This is a genomic window from Clostridium zeae, assembly GCF_017312485.1.
Taxonomy (GTDB): domain Bacteria; phylum Bacillota; class Clostridia; order Clostridiales; family Clostridiaceae; genus Clostridium_AR; species Clostridium_AR zeae.
Map to the genome: position 1 here is coordinate 477940 of NZ_BMBA01000002.1, position 21393 is coordinate 499332.

18 protein-coding genes and 1 riboswitch are annotated in these 21393 nt (G+C 29.6%); of the genes, 4 read left to right on the forward strand and 14 right to left on the reverse strand.

Translation table 11 applies throughout. From position 1 onward, the window contains the following. Positions 1-11: 11 nt before the first annotated feature. Both J3477_RS11610 and J3477_RS11615 read right to left on the reverse strand, forming a co-directional pair. On the reverse strand, positions 12-809 hold the full coding sequence (locus tag J3477_RS11610; RefSeq protein ID WP_206870732.1) for a sugar phosphate isomerase/epimerase family protein: 798 nt from the start codon (positions 807-809) through the stop codon (positions 12-14). 7 nt (positions 810-816) lie between these two features. Further along, on the reverse strand, positions 817-1692 hold the full coding sequence (locus J3477_RS11615; protein WP_206870113.1) for a hypothetical protein: 876 nt from the start codon (positions 1690-1692) through the stop codon (positions 817-819). A gap of 430 nt (positions 1693-2122) precedes the next feature. On the opposite strand from J3477_RS11615, the gene J3477_RS11620 reads away from it, so the two are divergent. Continuing rightward, complete coding sequence (locus tag J3477_RS11620) at positions 2123-2947, forward strand: MBL fold metallo-hydrolase (protein WP_206870114.1); 825 nt, start codon at positions 2123-2125, stop codon at positions 2945-2947. Between the two features lie 247 nt (positions 2948-3194). Further along, positions 3195-4112: a CPBP family intramembrane glutamic endopeptidase gene (locus tag J3477_RS11625; RefSeq protein WP_206870115.1), complete on the forward strand. Its 918-nt coding sequence runs from the start codon at positions 3195-3197 to the stop codon at positions 4110-4112. 170 nt (positions 4113-4282) lie between these two features. Here the strand turns inward: J3477_RS11625 and J3477_RS11630 are convergent, their stop codons facing one another. The 9 genes from J3477_RS11630 to J3477_RS11670 all read right to left on the reverse strand — a co-directional run bounded on the left by J3477_RS11630 (position 4283) and on the right by J3477_RS11670 (position 15233). Then, on the reverse strand, positions 4283-4468 hold the full coding sequence (locus tag J3477_RS11630) for a hypothetical protein (RefSeq protein WP_206870116.1): 186 nt from the start codon (positions 4466-4468) through the stop codon (positions 4283-4285). A 150-nt stretch (positions 4469-4618) separates the two neighbouring features. Next, positions 4619-5917, reverse strand: coding sequence for a murein hydrolase activator EnvC family protein (locus tag J3477_RS11635; protein WP_206870117.1), 1299 nt, complete (start codon positions 5915-5917; stop codon positions 4619-4621). A gap of 241 nt (positions 5918-6158) precedes the next feature. Continuing rightward, positions 6159-6644, reverse strand: a complete 486-nt coding sequence (locus J3477_RS11640) for a hypothetical protein (RefSeq protein WP_206870118.1) — start codon at positions 6642-6644, stop codon at positions 6159-6161. A gap of 1 nt (position 6645) precedes the next feature. Continuing rightward, positions 6646-7176, reverse strand: a complete 531-nt coding sequence (locus tag J3477_RS11645; protein WP_206870119.1) for a restriction endonuclease — start codon at positions 7174-7176, stop codon at positions 6646-6648. Positions 7177-7617: 441 nt separating this feature from the next. After that, positions 7618-7959 carry a hypothetical protein gene (locus J3477_RS11650; protein ID WP_206870120.1) on the reverse strand — a complete coding sequence of 114 codons (342 nt, stop codon included), beginning with the start codon at positions 7957-7959 and terminating at the stop codon, positions 7618-7620. Positions 7960-7977: 18 nt separating this feature from the next. Beyond that, positions 7978-9192 (reverse strand): GGDEF domain-containing protein, encoded by a 1215-nt coding sequence (locus J3477_RS11655; RefSeq protein ID WP_206870121.1) that lies wholly within the window; start codon positions 9190-9192, stop codon positions 7978-7980. A 154-nt stretch (positions 9193-9346) separates the two neighbouring features. Beyond that, positions 9347-10906: a MutS-related protein gene (locus J3477_RS11660; RefSeq protein WP_206870122.1), complete on the reverse strand. Its 1560-nt coding sequence runs from the start codon at positions 10904-10906 to the stop codon at positions 9347-9349. 294 nt (positions 10907-11200) lie between these two features. Beyond that, positions 11201-14128 (reverse strand): insulinase family protein, encoded by a 2928-nt coding sequence (locus tag J3477_RS11665; RefSeq protein ID WP_206870123.1) that lies wholly within the window; start codon positions 14126-14128, stop codon positions 11201-11203. Between the two features lie 367 nt (positions 14129-14495). Then, a complete protein-coding gene (locus tag J3477_RS11670; RefSeq protein WP_206870124.1) occupies positions 14496-15233 on the reverse strand; it encodes an alpha/beta family hydrolase in 738 nt (245 codons plus the stop codon). Between the two features lie 121 nt (positions 15234-15354). Here J3477_RS11670 and J3477_RS11675 point away from each other — a divergent pair, with 121 nt between their 5' ends. Further along, positions 15355-15603, forward strand: a complete 249-nt coding sequence (locus tag J3477_RS11675) for a CPF_0552 family protein (protein ID WP_206870125.1) — start codon at positions 15355-15357, stop codon at positions 15601-15603. A gap of 145 nt (positions 15604-15748) precedes the next feature. Here the strand turns inward: J3477_RS11675 and J3477_RS11680 are convergent, their stop codons facing one another. After that, the gene (locus J3477_RS11680) at positions 15749-17146 is read right to left on the reverse strand and encodes an NCS2 family permease (protein ID WP_206870126.1); all 1398 of its coding nucleotides are present in this window, start codon (positions 17144-17146) and stop codon (positions 15749-15751) included. Between the two features lie 100 nt (positions 17147-17246). Beyond that, a riboswitch (purine riboswitch) is annotated at positions 17247-17348 on the reverse strand. 238 nt (positions 17349-17586) lie between these two features. Here J3477_RS11680 and J3477_RS11685 point away from each other — a divergent pair. Then, positions 17587-18015: a GtrA family protein gene (locus tag J3477_RS11685; protein ID WP_206870127.1), complete on the forward strand. Its 429-nt coding sequence runs from the start codon at positions 17587-17589 to the stop codon at positions 18013-18015. Between the two features lie 29 nt (positions 18016-18044). On the opposite strand, the gene J3477_RS11690 is transcribed toward J3477_RS11685, so the two are convergent. Both J3477_RS11690 and J3477_RS11695 read right to left on the reverse strand, forming a co-directional pair. Next, positions 18045-19562, reverse strand: a complete 1518-nt coding sequence (locus J3477_RS11690; RefSeq protein WP_206870128.1) for an alpha-amylase family glycosyl hydrolase — start codon at positions 19560-19562, stop codon at positions 18045-18047. A 61-nt stretch (positions 19563-19623) separates the two neighbouring features. Continuing rightward, entirely contained in the window at positions 19624-21318 is a 1695-nt protein-coding gene (locus tag J3477_RS11695) for a glycoside hydrolase family 13 protein (protein WP_206870129.1), read from the reverse strand. Between the last annotated feature and the right edge of the window lie 75 nt (positions 21319-21393).

The window sequence follows — 21393 nt, forward strand, 5'->3', positions numbered from 1 at the left end:
TACCTATGTTATTATTGTATGGTTTTTATAAGTTTATCCAAATAAATCTTACTTTGCAAAATTTCATCATAAGATTTATAATTATCTCCATACACTTCGATTATTGCCTTGCCTTTATAATTTATATCCTCTAAACTTTTTAAAATTTTTTTATAGTCTACATTTCCTTTACCAGGAAGCATGCAACTCTGATTTTCATTTTTATCATTAATATGAAAATTACAAATTTCTTTTCCCATTACATTAATATATTCTTGTGGTTCAATATTTGACTTATAACATTGCTTCAAATCCAAGGTATAGTATAGAGGATATTTAACTTTTTCCTTTAATAGCCTTAGATATTCCAAATCAGAAGACATACACCACGATACATTTTCTTGTGCTAATTTTATATTATTTTCTCCCGCATAATATGTAAGTCTATTGTACATATCTATGATTAGTTCATAGTCAACCTGCAAAAAATCTATTTTTCTCATACCATGGAAAGTATATATTTTGCTTCCACCTAATATATTTATAGCTTTACAAACTTTTTTAAAGATTTCCATCATATCTTCTCTACGCCGTTTATATGCATCAAATAGAAAAGGTTCAAACATTGAGCTATAAATATGAACTGAATTTATATTAAATTTGTTCTTTTCACACTGATCTTTGATCTTCAATATAAAATTTTCTTCATATTCAGAAAATGTGTTTAAAAATATTTCTCCATAATCGAACCCAATTTTTTTCATAATTTCGATACTATCTTCAGCAAGCACATTTGGGTAAAAGCATGCAGAAGACAAACCAACCTGCATCATTATTTTAACCGCCTATTAGCTGTTGTACAGTAATAACCTTTTCTGTATCATCAGCTTTAATATGAAGTCCATCTGCTTCCAAATTTGATATTGTTAAATTTTTAGCTTTTATGTTCATTAGAGCTTTATGTTCTCCAGAGTTTATATCCACAATCCAAATATAAGAGTAAAGATCTGGCACTCCAAACCATGGCAATTGACTTACATATGCTACATGTTTATCATCTATAAACTTCGAGTTAACTGACCATAGATATCCAGGATACTGTTTCATTATAGCTTCTCTACTAAAAGTTCTACCATCCTTAGTAACATAAGAAGCTTTAGTAATTTCCTTTTGTTGTCCATCACTGCCAATAACCTTCATTTGTTGAGTGTTTACCTCATTTATAAGCATAGAATTTTGAGAAGGACTTATATCAAAAGTTACTCCACTATCGATAGGGTCTAGATATTTATATTTCTTAGTCCCTGATACATCGTCATAAAATATTTTTGATACTGTTCCACTTCCTAAAGTAACTTCTATATACTTATCCTCTTCTTGCTTCTTCTCTTCATTACCGTTTTTAGAAGTATCTTTTGAAGCATTTGAATCTGATTGTTTGTTGCCATCTTTATTAGAATCATCCTTTGGCTTAGTAGCTGCTTCTTTATCATTATTCGCCTTATCATTGCTAATTGATGGCTTATCTTGATTACTTTTTTTTGTAAGTATAGATGAGACCTTATCTTTAATATCATTCTTAAAATTGATTTTAGTAGCTGTAAATGCAATTGCTCCTATAACAAGTACAACCAAGATAAATGTAGATACAAGCCTCTTTCTTTTTTTCATTCTTCTTTCATATTCTTTACTGAATATACTAGGTTTTCCCAAAGTTATTCCCTCCTAGTTACTTTTATTATTTTATTATTACATAACTAATTATGCTTTTTATTTAAAGCACCAATAGTTTGACTGTTTACTTGCTATAAAAAAGTTATTCAAATCAATCAAAAGCACTAGATCTAGCCATTCTTCAAATTTTATACTTCCTTATACAGCAAAAAGCCTACTCATAAAATACACCATTTTAAATTAACTGTTTATTTAGGATAATTATCTAATATTTACTATGTTATTATGCACTTTTATATACAGAATTTATTTAACAAATATATTTTTGTATATAATATAAAAGTAATATATCTTATTTGACCATATATATTATACCTTAATGATGTGAAAATTAATAATAATTTTTGTAAAAATTCATATCTTAATGTATAATAGACTATAACTTACCTAATTATGATTGGAGGTCAATATGACGAAATTGCACATTTTAGGCACTGGAAGTGCTATGGTAACCAAGTGCTACAATACGTGTTTTACAATTTCTAATATGGCAGGTGAACACTTTCTAGTAGATACTGGTGGAGGAAACACCTTACTGACTAATTTAGAAAAGCTAAATATCCCTATTACAAGAATACATAATATTTTTATATCTCATACTCACAATGATCACATAGCAGGTATTACTTGGATTGTAAGAGCTATTGCTCAATCAATGATAAACGAGAAATACTTTGGAACTCTTAACTTTTTTGGACATTCTGATGTATTAGAAGTTGCAAAACAAATATGCACTCTTATGCTAGAGGAAAAATTTACAAGATTTTTTGATGACCGAATATTTTTTATTCCTGTAAACGACAATGAAAAGAGGTACATAATAGATTGTGATTTCACTTTCTTTGATATAAATAGTAAAAAACGTCTTCAATACGGCTTTAAACTTGAAGATACAGATGGCATCACATTTACGTTTATTGGTGATGAGCCTTATAAAGATGAACTTGAAAAACACTGCATAAATTCTGATTTTATGATGCATGAAGCATTTTGTTTATTTGAAGAGAGGGATTTATTTAAGCCTTACGAAAAGCACCACACTACAGTTAAAGAAGCATGTGAGAATGGCAGAAAGCTTAATATAAAAAACTTAATCTTAATTCATACTGAAGATAAAAATTACATAAGCAAACCAGAATACTATTGTGCTGAAGGAAGGTACTTCTTTAGTGATAACCTTATTGTTCCATCAGATTTAGACGAGATTGATTTAGAAATTATTAAAGAAGATTAAACCACTTAAAATTTATATGCGGATATACAATTCTTACTTTGTATATTCGCATATTTTTATTTATTCTTAAGGAATTTACAACGCAAATATATCTGTGGATAAATATGAGTAACTACTTAAAATACAATTTGATTTAAAGAATAAAAAATAAGAATATGTCGCCTGTAATATTAATAATAACTTGGCCTTTTGTTCTATATACCTCCAGATAATAGTATAATTTTACTATAAATTTAAGGAGGTTTTTATGTCTAGTTATTTTAATGATAATAGATTGATTAATGATTCAAAATCAGGAATCAGATCTACCCCGTTAATTCTTGTAGTAATACTTTCGTTTATTTTTGTCTTCCTTGCTCAAATATTGGGTGGAATTATACTAGGTTTATTGTTTTTCTACACTAAAACACCATTTAGACAAGAAAATATTATAGGAAGCAATTACGTTATGATTCTCACAACTTCACTTTCAATTTTAATATGCTTTCTTTGGATATACTTATATGAAAAGAGAAATCCTATATCACTTGGCTTTCATCGAAGTGGATTCGGCTCAAATTATATATTCGGGTTCCTGTTAGGTTTATTATTGATGTCCATAGAGGCTGTATTTCTCTGTATCACAAACAATGCTGAAATTTCTAAAGGTAATTTTGCTTTTTATAACTTCCTAAGTTTTTTAGTAGTCATACTTTCCTGGATTATTCAGGGAGCATCAGAAGAGATATTAATTAGAGGTTTTGCACTACAAGCTATCATTGCTAAATATAATGTGCCAGTTGGCGTAATAGTGTCATCCTTAATTTTTGCAGCACTTCATATTTTTAATCCTGGTATCTCATTGCTAGCTTTCATAAACTTAATTTTATTTGGAGTGATAGCTGCACTTTTAGCCTTATATACAGAAAGCCTGTGGGCTTCTTGTGCATTGCATAGCGCCTGGAATTTTGCAGAAGGCAATATATATGGCTTCTTGGTCAGCGGAACTCATGCGTCTGGGAACACTTTAGCTTTCATTAATTATAAGGCAAACAACTTAATTAACGGAGGATTATTTGGCCCAGAAGGTGGACTAGCAGATACCTTAATAAGTATTATTACAATTATGGTATTAATTACCCTTATGAAGAAAAAAAATAGTTCTATAGCTTCAAACTTAAGTTAATAGAACTAATCCACATAACATTGATTCCACAAATATTCATTACTCACCTAAAAGACATCTATATTATAATTGTCTTAATAAATTTCATGTTAAACAGAGCTACTAATTACTATGATGAAATATACAAAGGGAAGTCAACTGACTTCCCTTTGATTATATATGAACTATTATTATTTGTTGCAACATCCTTTTGATGAGCATCCCCCACAACTGTCACAACCACCATTATTTTTGCAACAACCTAAGCTTATACCTAATCCTTTTGCTTCATCAGCCGTAAGCGTCACTATGTTTTCGCTGTAATCTTCATAGTCTGGAGTATCTTTAAGAAAAGACTTCTTTGCTATTTGAATCATATCTCTATGCACCTCAACTTATTTAACAAATATTTTGTTATAACACTTATATGCGTGAATCTCCAAACAAACCAACTTGTAATTCTACCCACATATTAAAGTTTATATAACCTTTTAAAATAAGTCAATGAAATAGCATTTAGTCTCCAACTATTTAGCTCCAAGATAACCAGCAGGATTTACAGCTTGTCCATTAACTCTTATTTCAAAATGTAAGTGAGGTCCAGTACTATAAATACCTTCACTTCCTACTGAAGCAATAACTTGGCCTTGACTAACTTTTTGTCCTACTGAAACATTCACTGATCTCATATGTCCATACATTGTCTGTACCCCGTTCCCATGATCAATTATAATCATATGACCGTATACAAGATTATTTGTTTCAACTACTGCTACAGTTCCACTCTTTGAAGCTCTTACAGCAGAGCCTAAGGACGCACCAATATCCATGCCAGTGTGAAAGCTTTCTGTATGTTTAATAGGGTGAATTCTCCAACCAAATGGATCGGTAATAGGACCACTTGCTGGCCATATAAAGCTTTGCCCTTTTGAAGCGTCACTATTACTAGTATCATTACCACCTTTATTGTTAATTTCAGCAATTTTTCTATCTATTTCAGCCTGAGCATCTTTATTATCTTCCTCTAATTCGCCAATCTTCTCAGCAATCTGCTTTTCAGAATCACTTAAAGAATTAATAACACTATTTTTTTGATTTTTTAAAGATGACAAGTCATCATATTGCTTCTTATTAGCATTTCTTTCTTGCAATAGTGCTTGTTGAGTATCTTTTAATTCATTTTGTTCTACTAAAACTTGATTCTTTTGCGCATCCATATCGGCCTTTTTAGTAGACAAATCTTTTTCTTTTTGAGATAAATCCTTTTGGATGTTTTTCACTTCTTCAATTAACTCATTATCCTTCTGAATAATAGTTGTTATTGTTGTAAGTTTTTCAATGAAATCATTCAGATCATTACTTCCTAAAACTACTCCTAACAGCTGTTCTCCCATGCTTGTTTTATAAGCATTGCGTAGTCTCTTTCCTAACAACTCTTTCTTTTCAACTTCTTCCTGCTTCTTTTCTTCTATGCCTTTTTGCACAGTGTCAATATCGTTTGAAACTTTGTTGATATTAGATTGAATTGAGTTGATCTTACCTTGAAGAGTATCTATTTTACCTTGATAAGTGTCTACTTTTGCCTGTGATGCTTTTAGATCACTAATTTTCTTATCTAACTGATCTTGAATAGCTTTTAATTGATCATTTTGCTGACTTTTAGCATTTTGCACTTGGTCTTTTTGATCTTGTAAATCATTAATTTTGTCTTTATTTGAATCAATCTGGTTTTGTAATGAATCAGTAGAAGCTGCTATAGCTTGTACTGAATTAAAGCCAGACGTTATAAAAAAACAAAGTATTAAAGATAAAATTTTCTTCTTCATCTTATCTCTCCTTACCCCCACTTATTATTCTAACTTTAATTATACTACATTTTTCTTCATAATTTCAGCTTTTTTTTATTATTATCTGTTTGTTTACATTTTTTTTGCGGATATTAAGGAAATTTCACCTAATTTGATAATAGATTTTATTTAATGATGAAGTAATTACAAATTTCAAGTTACACATGCTAAAAGAAAAAATAACTATCTTTTAACATGCATAGCTTATATTAAAAAAGTATTAAGCAAAAAATCTATTACTCCTCACATATTCTTCATAACTAATATCAAACTCTCCAATTCCTATGGTCTCAATACCTAATTTATGAAAATCTCTTAGTGTTTCCTCACCTATATCCTGCTCAGAAGCGTTGCTTAAGGTTGCTAATTTGTTTACTCTATTAATTCCTTTTAACCCAAAAAGTTTATATATGTTTTTTCTATTTAATTCTTCAGCTTTTACACAACTAACATAGATTTTTTCACCATTGATATTACAAACAATAGTACTATCATCTAGTTTACTAACGTAATTGTATTTCTTACTTTTTAAATATTCTATGCACCATTCGATATATTCCTCTTTTGTTAACTTGTTAAGTTCATCTTTCAAAGTAGTAACTTTAAAATCCGTTCTAATCTTAGCACTAATCTTTAAAATATTCCTGCCTATATTAAACAATTGATACACGCAAAGTATAACTACTATACCTGTTATTGTAAACATCTCAAAATACTCCTTCAGCTAGTATTTGTTTTTCTATATTTTCCCGTATTAGCTTGGTAAGCTCAGTACCATCTATAATCTTCAAATCCATTCCAGATTTCTTTATACTTTTAATTTCATTAATACACTTGGAATCAAACTGGCTAGTAGTCACTATAATACAATGATTTATCTTTTTAGCTCTTACTTTTCCTACGATTGAATACAAAGACTCTGACCCAATAACACCGTCTTTATCTTGTAAATAATACATAACGGTAGCTATATTATTCTTATAACAGATAATTTCCTCCAAGCTTTCGGATATAGTTGGATTTTTATATCCCCATTCTTCTAGCATGCTAAACAAATGTTCAACAATGTCCTCGGTCTGTGATATTTTCAGATCACTTCTAGAAAATAGCCTATAGGGCTGTCTTATAGACACATTTTTCTTAGAAATAAAAAATGTAACTATGTTTAACATCTTATTTATAACAACACATAAAACAAAGAAACTGAACATAAATTTAAAGTTTGTTATTATTTGCATAATCAATCACCTCATTTAATTTATTGACAAATTAATCGATACTGATTCATATATTGTTTAGATATTGCCCTTTAAAAAGATTTACACAGAATTAATATGCAAATAACATTCTCTTAATATTCATAGCTTAATATCTTAATAAAGAATGTCTAATTAAAAAGACAAAATCTTTGCCAGCCAAAAACTTTATCTTTAGAAGTTATGACATTCATAACTTCTTTTTATATTGTTTCAACTTCAATTAATAAGTAATGCATGCCTAAAAGTAATGTGCCCCTAATTTGGGAGAGTACATAACTTAATTTTTCACAATTGAACCATATATAGGATTATAAATTTGTACAAAAACAAAAACCTTAAAAGAAAATTTCTCTTAAGGTTTTTATGACATGAGATGATATTACACTTAATATCATTTAGTTCTTATGCGCATTTATAATATTATTCCATTATGTCGATAAGCCATTTCTTGCAGTTTAAACATTTATATATCCTTATAACATATAAGTTAAGAAATCTTTCACCATATTGTTTTTTGTATTCCTCAATTTCTTCCTGAAATATAAAATTTTCATCTTCATCTGTATATCCAACTATATCACCATAAAGGTTACTTTTAGTCTTATTACAGCAATCATTTAAATCTACACATTCAATCTTATCAAGCTTTATGCTTCTAGCTCTTTCTTGAATTATAGGTATTATGTCATCATATTCATTAATATCATCCAAGAAGTCTTCTTTAAAAAACTTTTCATTCTCTATTACAAATAACGGGTTCATCAAAATCACACATCCTTATCATAGGTAAATACTTTCAATTCTATTTCGTCCTTTTTTCTTAGCCTCATAAAGTTTATTATCACATATATTAATGAAAAAATCCAGATTAAAGTCATCTGTAGGAACCACAGTTGCTACCCCTGCACTTATAGTAACGAACTTATTTTCTCCAAGAGCTTCATTTGGAATTCTTTCTTCCTCTATTCTTTTTCTTATTTCTTCACATATGGCAACTGCATCGTCAAAATTTCTGTTTGGTAGTATAACAAAAAATTCCTCTCCACCATATCTTCCGACAACCCCTAAATTCTTTTCTACCACTTCATTTATGCTAGTTGCTATTTTCACCAAACAACTATCGCCTTTAACATGTCCATAAAAATCATTATATTGTTTAAAGAAGTCAATATCTGCAATCATTATAGATAAACTGCTTGAAAACTTCTTCAAGCTATTCCAATACATATAGGTCATTCTATCAAGTTTTCTCTTGTTTGCGATATTTGTTAAGAAATCTTTGTCACTCATTTCCTTAAGTTTTTTATTTGCAAAATGTAAAGTATTATTCATTTTCATAAGACTTAAATTTTTATTCCTTATACTAATATCTTGTTTATGTCTTTCTATCATATTATCATAATTTCTAATAGCTATTATTATAGAAACAACTAAAGTTAAAGTTAAATTAATAAAGAAAATAGTGTTATTAGCATAACCATGTATCCTAATAAAATCTCCAATAAATAATATATGTATAAGACCATATGTAAGTATAACCTGCCTTTTAGATAAGTAAAAAGTAGCTGCACAGGAAAATAATATTTGGTTATATGGTATTGAGTTTGTAATACTCTGCTCTGATGAGCTTTCCATATACGCTATCGTCCAGATTATTACCACTAATATCATAGCAATCTGAATATAAGAAAAATGATTCTCTATAAATTTCTTTTTCTTTTTTATCAAGTTTAGCAGTAATAGCAGCACTATTGAGATACAAAATAAAGCAAGATAATAAAATCTATAGTTTGAAATATTGTATTGATCCCATTGAAAACCATATATATTACCATAAATAAATGAAGCTATAGTAATAATTAAAGCAATAAACGATATTGTTCTTAATGCAAAAAAACTTCTTTTATAATTCAATTTATTCTTTAACTGAATCAATTCTTCATCATTGCTTGTATCAATTGCTGAAAATAAAACTTCTTTAATCCTTTTCAACATTAAGTCCTCCAAAAAGTTACAGAGTTGAATATTTATATTAAGAACTACTTTCTATAAATTTATGTTTATATGAAAATCATTAATGAGATTTTCGCTTGCATTTTTTGCCAATCTACCTTTAAAGCAAGTAAAAACCCTTTCTCAAGGGCTTTTACTAATTATCTTTTATATTGTTTAAAGAACCTTCAATTATTTCTTTAGGATATCCTAAGAATCTTAAAAGCTTTATTGCATTTCTAGTTGGTGAAACTCCTTGTTTTATCTTATAATCAAAGGTTAACCCCTCATCATCATTAATCTCTTCACTAAAGTAATAGCACTTGAATCTCTGTCCTACTAGTTTTGCAATTTCATGATCATGGGTAGCAGCTATAACTAAAGTATTATAGTTCATGATAAATTTAAGAATTTCCCCTGATGCAGCTATTCTCTCAACAGGGTTTGTCCCTCTGAATATCTCATCTATAAGACATAACATAGGTTTTCCATCTTTCGCACTGTTTATAAGCCTTAGCATAGCTTCTGCCTCACCTAAATAAAAACTCTTCCCACTAGTTACATCATCTGATGGACTTATTGAGGACATAAGCTTCATATAGGTTCCTTCATAACTTTCACTTAAACATGTATAAAAGGTTTGAGCTAATAAAACATTTATACCCACCATTCTTAAAAAAGTTGACTTACCAGACATATTTGTTCCTGTAAGAATGATGCCATTCCTCGACAACATTATTGAGTTATCAATGGGATTTTCAACCAGAGGATGTATTCCCTTATTTATATTTAGGTAAGCTTCTCCATCCACAAAAGTAGGTTTCGAAAAACTGCTAAGGCACTGCCTATAAGCGGCGAATCCTATTAAACTATCAACTTCACCTACCAATTTATATATCTCAATTAACTCTTCTCTGTTTTGATTAATCTTATGTGCCATTTTTAGGTAAACTCTCTCTTGCATCAAGAAAAATATATATGCAAAATCTAATATAGCATCGTTACCTTCCATTCTTCCAAATGAAATAGAGTTTTTCGCAATATATTCTATTTTCTTATAAAGTTTACCTAATCTTGTTGTATACCCATCAAATTCCTCATACTGGCTTTTGCTCAGATTCTTAGCAGTTTTAATCACCGAACCTAAGTACATGATACCATCTACATTCATTCTGTTTCTTTCCCTAGAATGAATAAATGTGTTTATAAAATATACGGGTAATAACCAAGCTAAAAATGGTAATCCCTTAAAGACAGCACCAATGGCAATAGCAATCGGTATAATTAAACCTAACAGGTTATAAAGCCACATTTTTGATTTATCTTCTGTAAGACCTTCTTTTAGCATTTTTACAATATAATTATTTTTCTTTCTTCCAAGTTTGAAAAGTTGAAGTTGGATACTCTCTCTTGCTTCATTATTATTTCTAAAAAACTCAATCAATTTATCTCTATCTTTTAGAACATTCACATCATCTATGGGTTCCCTTAACATATGATAAAACACTTCTTCACCAGGTGAAGAAATAGTTCTATCTATACCACTATAAACCTTGTCCATATCTAGATCATTCCAAGTCTGATCATCGATATAAAACCGAGAATCCGTCTTCATAATATCATGATATTGTCTTATAGTTTTAAAATCACGACTTCTTTCATCACCTTTAGGCCATATGTATCTTAAGTACTGAATATATTTTCCTTTTCCAAACATCTAATCAACTCCTACAATCGTGATTAAGTTTATAAATCATTCAAAAATACTTAATAACTATTATAAACATAGAAATAAAATTGCTTTTAAACCTACATTAACTATTCTATTACTATTACTGTAAAATATCAACATATAGTATAATTTATGCCTAATTCTATAATCTCATATACAGCAATAAAAAAACGGAATGTGCGTTTCACTACGCCATTCCGTTTCATAATATTTGTTTTAAGCTATGTTTAAGAACATTGTTGAAATTAATTGGTTATACAGGAGACGCTATATGCAGTCTTATTTTATTACCTTTTCTAAAGTATTAAATAATTCTTTATTTTCTTTTATCTTATTTTCATTACCAACAACGCAAATCAAATCTTCACTCATTACACTTTCTACTAATGGAGCAAAACTTCTTATAGTTTTATCATCAGTTTGTAGCACCTCATCTCTCTCTCTTTGTATATCTTCTGATGTGATGTTACTGAAATAATTTGCAGTTGCAACCTCTGCTTTTGATGCTGTTGTCAATGGATAATCTAATTTTCGCACAGTTCCTATGATATACTTTGTCATTTCTCTTTCATTACTTGTAAAGTTACTTAGGTAATCTTTCATCTCATCATATACTTTAATTGTTTCTTTTATATTAGGGTCTCTATAAGAAACGATGTATGATCCTCCATCTCTCCTAAAGTTTGCAAATACACCATAAGCCCCGCCTTTAACTCTCACGTTATTCCATAAATAATCAAAGCCCGATATAGTCTCTAACACATTTAAAGAACCGTGGTAGCTAAAACCTTTTTTGATGAAATTCCCACCTTTTGCAACATACTGCACATTACCTTGAGTTAAAAGACCTTCATTTGTTACAAGCTCTCCAAAGTTAAATCTATTATTAGAAGTATCTGATACTTCTAAGTATGACAAAAGTTTAGGTACAATCTTTTCTAATGCTTTATAATCTTCTTCCTCTGAGGAATAACTTATTGCTACATTATTTTTATTAAATATAGCTGCAGAGCTTTTCTTCAATTTTAAGATAATATCTTTCTTCTTACTACCAAAATCCTCCTCAATATCACATAAAAACTGATAATAAGTAAGCCCTAAGGTTATTTCATCATATTTTCCTTTTTCTGTGCAGTAAGCCAATATCTTTCTTAAAGCCAATCTATGCCCATTATCTATGAGTCTACCTTCTATTCTAGATCTTATCTCTTTAATTAATTGAAGAAGTCTATCTTCCTTATCAAAAATTGTATTTTGTATTATTTCTCCTAATAAATCAACTCCATTCTCTAACTTACTTAGCAAGGTTTTAAGATTTATCAGTAAATAAGGATTATATTCTCCTTCTTTTCCATTAAGCGAATAACTTACTGGGCTGTAAGCAATGCCACCAGTATTTATATTAATTTTATTTGATAAAGTTCCATAATTATAATTTTTAGTATCCAATTTTCCTAAGATATCTGCTAAGAATCTAACATAAACCACATCTTCACTATTTAAGCCCTTACAATTAAAATATAAGTTTAGATATGCTATTTTATTTGTAAACAGCTTATGATATAGTACTTTAATACCCTCTAAACTTCTCTCTTCAAGAGGTAACACCTCAGCTTTTCTATCTATATCGTCAATTGATAGCATTGGAATTGAAGCTAATGCTTCTTCAGTGTCAGCAGTATTTTGTCTTTCTTTTAAAACCTTACATTTGTCAATTAAAGTGTTTATCTCAGTTTCGCTTAAGTTTTTCTTTACGTTTTCTAACTTATCTTTTAAAGCTTTTTGCTTTTCTTCATTGAGACCTTTTTTAGGCTTAAGGATAATAAATGAACTATGCTTATTGTCTAATATATATTTCTTTATTAAATCTTCAAAATAATTAGTTTTCAAAGCAGTCTTTATACTCTCAAAATACTTATCATATTCTAAATGAACAAAAGGGTCTCCTTCATATAACCAGCTATCCATAATTCGACTATAGTGAATAAGTCCTTTTGGATATCCATCATACTCTCCTTCTCTTAATTCAAATTCTATTCTATTAATTGATGCTTCTATGGTTTCTTTGTCTATTCCCTTATCTACAAGTTCTTGTAAGGTTGAATATACAATCTCCTTAAATCTATCCTTATCCTTTTCATTGCAGTTTTTAGCAACTATAGTCAATATAGGCTGTTTTGTAGAACCACTATACTCTCCTGATACTGCTTTGCCTATTCCATTATCTAACAACGCTTTTTTAAGTGGAGCTGCAGGTGTTTTTAGAAGCATATGTGTAAGTATCTCAAAAGCTAATGCTAGTTCACCTTCATCAGCTTTTCCTATTACAAAGTTTAGATTCAAATAAGTTTTATCTTCTAAAGTATCCTCCTCTGAAATTCCATATTCAAAAGAATGTTCTTTTAAGCTTTCAAATGGTTTTTGAGTTGGTATATTAGATTTAACTTCAATTTTATCGAAATCCCTTAAGTAGTTTTCATCTAAGAATTTTAATTCCTTCTCTATCTGTCCATCTCCGTATAATAAAATATAGCTGTTTGATGGATGATAATATTTCTTATGAAAATTAACGAACTTTTCATAAGTTAAATCTGGAATGAAATCAGGATCTCCACCAGATGCTTCTTTATAAGGAGTATCTGGTAATACCGTTTTACTAACCATTCTATAAAGCAATGATTCTGGAGACGAATATGCACCTTTCATTTCATTGTAAACTACTCCGTTGTAAGTTAATTCATCCTTCGGATTTTCAATATTATAGTGCCATCCTTCTTGCATAAATATCTCAGGATGCTTGTATATATTAGGATATAAAACCGCGTCCATGTATACATCCATCAAATTAAAATAATCTTTTTCATTTCTTGAAGCTACTGGATATATTGTTTTATCTGGATATGTCATGGCATTCAAAAATGTATTTAAGGAACCCTTTAAAAGCTCTACAAAAGGTTCTTTTGTATTAAATTTTCTTGAACCGCATAAAACTGAATGCTCCAATATATGAGTAAGACCTGTACTGTCCTCTGGCGGTGTTCTAAATCCAATAGAAAATACCTTATTATCATCATCATTATCTATTTTAATTAGCCTAGCACCGCTTTTTTCGTGTTCAAATACATATGCTTTTGAACTTATTTCTTTTATTTCTCTTTCTTCTATAAGTTTAAAACCATATTGTACTTCATTTAATCTTAAAGTCATTTAAACTTCTCCTTTCAAAATTCTACTTTATTCCATAGTAATTAATTCCATAAATAAATACAAGTTTTTAGTTTATATTTTTATATTATATGATTATTAGTTAATACAAATTTGCCTAATTCAATAATCTTATAATAAATTGCATACTTTATTCTCAAAGATTCCTTTCTTGTAATATGTTTTACTATTTTTATTTTTTTCATGTTTATTTTTTTTATTTTTATAACATTTTATGATGACATATTATATATAAACTACTTCATATTAGAATTTATCCAAATAAAGATTCGTAGAAGCATCGAAATCTTTATTTGGAATGTAAGGATTGAAGTAGTTTATTTGCTTAAGCGGAATAGATATCCCAGTTCTATTTAATACTTTTCAACATATTAACAGTAGCTTCGGCTGCTATAGCTTGTTGCATATTGCTATCTATAATAGCTTCCCCATCTCCTTTTTGATGTCCATAACTTCCAAAGCCACCGTGATTACCACCATCTATCATCTTGAACACAGTAGTATCAGGAAGCTCATCCTTTGAATCCTTGATCTTATCTAGGTCAGCCACTTTGTCTTCCGAGCCCCAAAGACTTATGACTTTAATATTACTTTCTTTCAAGCTCTTATCACTTAATGGATATGATCCGTAAAATGCTAATCCTTTAATTCTGTCTTGGTTACTGTAAGCAAAACTTTCCGCCATTACTCCTCCTAAAGAATGTCCACCAATGGCCCAAGCATTTATATCTTTGTTGTCTTCAATTATCTGGTTAGCTGCATTGCTGTTAAAAACAGCTAATTTAAACGGCATTTTTGCTATATACACATTAAAACCTTTGTCTGCAATCTTTTGCATAAATTTTATATAAGCTTTTTCATCAACTTTTCCACCTGGATAAAATATAAATCCCACATCACTTTTTTCTTTTGGCAGCAATTCTATATATTTCTCTTTATCTGTTATCGTAATAGTAGACTGTTTACTTGCCATAACCTCTATACTTTCATCAGCCTTGTAGTAAGTGTTTAAATAAATCATAGCTGAAGTCAGTATTAGAACTAAAATTGTTGTTAATACTATTAATATGTTTTTCTTTTTTTTCATACTTGCTCCTTAAAATTTAGTCTTGATATATTTCATTATATTAGTATTATAAAATTATATAAACATCAAAATTTCATCTTCTTATTTTCTAAGTTAAATATAAATCTCAGGAGGATTTTTTATGTATACAATAATGGCTATAAAGCTATCTCCACGTACTAAGATAGCTCCAACAGTACAAGAAATCTTAACTAAATACGGGTGTATAATCAAAGTAAGGCTAGGTCTCCATGAAGCTTCAACAGATGCCTGCTCTACTACTGGATTAATACTTCTAGAATTACTAAGTGATGAAAAAGAACAAATATTAAAACTTTCAGAAGAACTAAATTCATTGGAATATGTTACTGCAAAGCTTTTAGAATTATAATCTAAAAATAACTAATGAACAAAAACCTCACTGAACTTTATTCAGTGAGGTTTTTGCGTATAATTGTCCACATATTTATCTAAAGTATAATTTACTAAAAAATAAAAAGTTTTTAGCCCTTTTCATATGAATTGAAATTTATGTTTTAACCTGGTAATAAAACAAATCTTACTATAAATAAAACTGCAAATACATATAAAATTGGGTGAACTTCTTTATGTCTTCCGTTTAAAACTTTCATCAATGGGTAGAATATTAATCCTACTGCTATTCCATTTGCTATACTGTATGTAAATGGCATCATTGCAATTGTAAAAAATACTGGAACAGCTTCTGTAAAATCACTAAAATCAATCTCTTTTACTGAGCTAAGCATTAATACTCCAACTATTATAAGCGCTGGTGAGGTTGCACTTGATGGTATAATTCCAACTACTCCACTAAAAAACATTGAAACTATAAAAAGTACCCCTGGAACAATATTCGCCAGCCCAGTTCTAGCACCTTCAGATATTCCAGATGCTGATTCAACTACTGTTGCAATTGTTGTAGTTCCAAGTAAACCTCCGATAGTTGTTGCAATCGCATCACTTTCAAGAGCTTTTCTAAGATTTTTCACATTTCCTTCTTTATCAACCATCCCTGCTCTACCAGCAGTACCAACCAAAGTACCAATAGAATCGAATAAATCAACTAAACTTAAAGTTATAACTACCATAGCTATACTTAAGAAGGCTCCCACTACACCTGATCCATTATGTGATAATAAACCTTTAAAATCCAATGCAAAGAATGTAGCTCCAATAGTAGGCATTGAGAAAATTTTTGTACTAGTATCAATAGTTGTAACTCCCATAGGTATACCTATTAAAGTTGTAGCCACGATACCTATTAATATTGCCCCTTTAACTTTTCTAGCCATAAGTACGGCAATTATTAAAACTCCTATAATAGTTAATATAGTAGCTTTATTTGTAAAATCACCAAAAGCCATTAAAGTTGCTGGATTAGCTACTATAACTCCCCCACTTTTAAGCCCTATTAATGATATAAAAAGTCCTATTCCTGCTGTTATTGCAAGTTTTATATTTTCAGGAAGTGCCATTACTATCTTCTCTCTTATAGAAGTTACAGTAATTAGAATAAATATTAATCCTGATATAAATACGGCTGCAAGTCCTTGCTGCCAAGTATAGCCTAAATTTAAGCAAACATTAAAAGAAAAGAAGGATACAAGTCCAAGCCCTGGCGCTAATATAAATGGCAAGTTAGCACGAAATGCCATTATAAGAGTTCCTATTGCAGCTGCTAAGCATGTAGACGCAAAAGCTGATGCTACAATAGGATCATTTGAAATAAGAAGTTTAGCTGCAGCATCACCTTTTAAACCTGCTAAGTTCATTCCGCTCATTTTTAAGATATTTGGAATAACCAAAAGTGCATAAGCAACAGTAATAAAAGATGTTAATCCTCCAAGCAGTTCTGTTTTGACATTTGTGTCATTTTCTTTTAATTTAAACAGCTTCTCCAATAAATTGTTCATATTAAGTTTTCTCCCTTCAAAATAAAAAGTCGCTGAAGTGACCTTAAAAAAGCCGCCGAAGCGAAAAAATGCCGTTATTCGAGTAAATCAAATAACGGCATGTACCATTTGATTTACCCATAGTGAGAAATTTTACGGATTTCTCGTAGAAACATCTGAACCTTATTATCAGAAATATATGGATAAAATTATTTTTATATATTTTTTGTACAAGTGCTATAATATCACCCCTCAGAAACATTTTCAACAAAAAAATCATATTTTCGACAATATATATTAGTTGAATTAAACCTAAAAAACAGTTATATTTATAGAGGTAAAACTATACTGTTCCAACTTAATTATTAATTTCTACATATCTGCAAATTTTTAAGTACACGATTTCAGAGTAAGTATAAATTAAGTTTTTGTAGGGGAACCTCATACTAGGAGTGTGCATTATGAACAAAAATTCTAAATTAAGAGCTATAATACAATTTATAACTTATTCAATGGTTGGTGCAAGTAATGTAATAATTGATCTTATCGTTTTAAATATATTATGGGCAGTTACTGGACTGACAGTAGGCAGAATAAATTTTTTATTTAAGCTAATTTCATTTTGCATATATTCAACTAGTGGTTATTTATTAAACAAGAAGTTTACATTTAAAAGTGAGGCTAAATCCTCTTCTTATTTTGGTTATGTAAGTCTGCTAGGAATATTATCTTTCTTAGACGCTATAATAATAGTTAACCTTACAAGACATAATATCTTTCATTTACATAATAGATATTTTTGGGCCAACATATCAGCTTTCTTAGCTGCTATGCTTACAGGAATTTTAGGCTTTATAATAAATAAATTCGTTATTTTCAATAAAGATTAAAGGTGAACATTAATGTTCACCTTCTTTTATTATTTCTTCAATATTAGAATTTCTCCTGCTTTGATGTTTATATTTCCATCACTCTTAATTTTTTTATTATCCTTATTATCAAGTAAAACCTCGTATTTTCCTTTCTCTAAAGGAATCTTACAGTCAGCAGAAGTACTATTTACGATTACAAATATACTATCTTTTTCATATGTTCTCTTCATATTTAATATTCCACTGTCATTTGTTTCAACCTTATCTACATCCCCTAGTCTAAGTGCTTTATAATTATTTCTTAATTCTAAAAGCTTTTTATAAAAATTATATATAGAATCCTTATCTGCTTTTTGTACATTAAGAGCTACCTTATCAATATCATTTGTGCTTTCCATCCATTTTGTATTTTTACTACTATCTTTGTTGTCCCAAATAAATGGCTCCCTTATATTTTCATCTGGTTTTGATCCACTCATTCCAACTTCTTCTCCATAATATATATAAGGTGTTCCTGGCAATGTAAGATATATAGCTGCTGCCATTTTCATCTTCTCAGAATCTCCAAGGTTATCCATAACTCTATTCTGATCATGATTACTTAAAAAAGGTGCAGGAACAAAGTTCTTATTTTTTTCTTTTAGAGTATCATAGTTATCCTTAATTTCAGTTGGCAAATCTTCTATGCTTTGACCACTAACACCTTTTGTAATTGAATCAGCAAGAGGAAAGTCGAAGATACTATCTAAAGATTCCTGATAAGGTGCCATAGCAAAAAGATTGTCCCAAACTTCTCCGGTTAATACAAAGTTTTTATTTATACTCTTACAATATTCATTGTATTCTTTCCACCACTGTAGATTTTTATCTTGGTCATCATATATCCATTTTGCTGCATCTAACCTAAAGCCATCTACTCCTAGGTCTTCGTAGTATTTAGCTACATTTTTCATCTCCTGCCTTACTTCTTTGTTATCATAATTTAAATCAGGCATACCTTCCCAGAATATAGAATAGTAATAGTCATTAAGTGTAGTATTTTTCGTCCATGGTTTTGTTCCCATTTTTGAGATTTCATTTTCTACATTAGAATCTGTACTCCATATATAATAATCTCTATACTTACTATTCTTATCAGCCTTAGCTTCCTTAAACCAAGTATTTTCAGTAGATGTATGGTTAATTACCATATCCATTAATATCTTTATATCTCTTTTATGGGCTTCTGCCAAAAGAGTCTTCAGATCTTCCATTGTTCCATACTGGGGATTTATTTTGTAATAGTCAGTTACATCATAACCATGATAAGAAGGTGAATCATTTATCGGCATCAGCCATATTCCATTGACTCCCAAATCCTTAAGATAGTCCAATTTTTCTGTTACTCCTTTAAGATCACCTATGCCATCTCCATTACTGTCGTTAAAGGATCTTACAAAAATTTCATAGAAAGCTCTTCCATCATAATTCTGCTGATCCTTTTGCGCAACCGTTTGCTTTGAACACCCAAAAAATAAAGAGACTATTAAAATGAGTACTGTAAAACTACTTATTTTTTTTCTCATAGCATTTCTCCCTAATATTATTTTATTTAAAATGAGAGACAAGAATTTTATCAATTCTCAATTATATCTCAGATATATAAACTCTTGCTTCGTATGGCCTTAGATTTATTATCTTTTCATTTTTTATTTGTGAATTATCTTCATTATCTTCATAGTTATTAATTTTAAGCTTAAAATTACTTTGAAGAATATCTTCTGAAAGCTTAAGCTGTGCGTCTTTGCCAAAAAAATTACATATAACTAGAATTTTTTTGTCTCCTAACGTCCTTAAATACGCATAAATTGAAGTGTTTTCTTTATCAACTTCTTCAAAATCTCCATATACTAATGTCAATTCTTTATTTCTGAGATCAATAAGTTTTTTATAAAAATTCAATATGGAATTATAATCTTTTTCCTGCTGATCAACATTAATCTTTTTATAATTAGAGTTAACATTAATCCAAGGAATTACACTTGTAAAACCTGCATTATCTTTATCATTCCATTGCATTGGAGTTCTTGAGTTATCTCTTGAAGTAAGATTTAATCCTTTAATATAATTTTCATGGCTTACAATACCTGATAAAACAAACTCATTATAGCGGGTAAATATAGATGCATCTCTATAGTCCTCTAGCTTAAAATCATCTGCATTAGTCATGCCTATTTCATCACCATAATATATAAATGGTGTTCCCTTATGAGTTAATTGCAAAGTCGCTAACATCTTTGCAGACAATTTATGATATTTTTTATCATCTCCTAATCTTGACACAGTTCTTGTAGTATCATGATTTGAGTAAAACACTGGACACCAACCTTCTTTTTCATCCCTAGTAGCCCATCCTGTCATTTTTTCTTTTACATCTTTTATAAGATCAATATCCACTCTCTCCCATGGATTTTCACCTTTGCCTACACTATGTAAGTCGAAATGAAAGGTAAAGTCTAACTCCTTATTATCAACTCCAGTATATACATGAGCATTCTCGTAGTTTATTCCACCAGTCTCTCCAATAACTACATGACTTTCAGTAAATACATCTCTTTTTAGCTCTTTAAGATAATCATGAACCTCAGGAAGATTCTGCACATATGGTATGAAGTCACCATAAAGTGCTCCTTCTTTAATTTCTCCATCTGGAAAATTCATATCCTTCGCTAAATGGTTTATAGCATCCATTCTAAAACCATCTACACCTTTTTCAACCCAATACTCAAGCATAGTCTTCATATCCTGTCTTAGCTCTTTGTTTGTCCAATTTAAGTCAGGCTGTTTCTTAGAAAATATGTGCAGATAATACTCCTCTGTATTTTCATCTAACTCCCATGCACTTCCTCCGAAGAATGAGCCCCAGTTATTAGGCAGATTGTTTCCTTTTCCTTTGCTCCAAATATAGTAATCTCTATATTTGCTCTCTTTTGACTTTTTTGCTTCTATAAACCATGGATGTTCGTCAGAACTATGATTTATTACCATATCCATTATAAGTCTCATATTTCTTTGATGAATTCCTTTGAGTAGTTCTTCAAAATCATCTAAATTACCGAATTCAACCATTATATCTTCAAAATCGCTTATATCATATCCATTATCTTCATTTGGAGATTTATTAATCGGATTTAGATATATCATATCAACTCCTAGGGATTTAATATAATCTAACTTTTCAATTATACCTCTTAAATCGCCTACACCATCTCCATTGGAATCCTTAAAACTTCTTACATAAATCTGATATGCTACGCCTTCTTTCCACCACTTGCGTTCCAAAATATCCCCTCCTGAATTTTAATCAATTAACGTAAAAGTCTAAAACTGCATAACATTATTACGATAACTTTATAA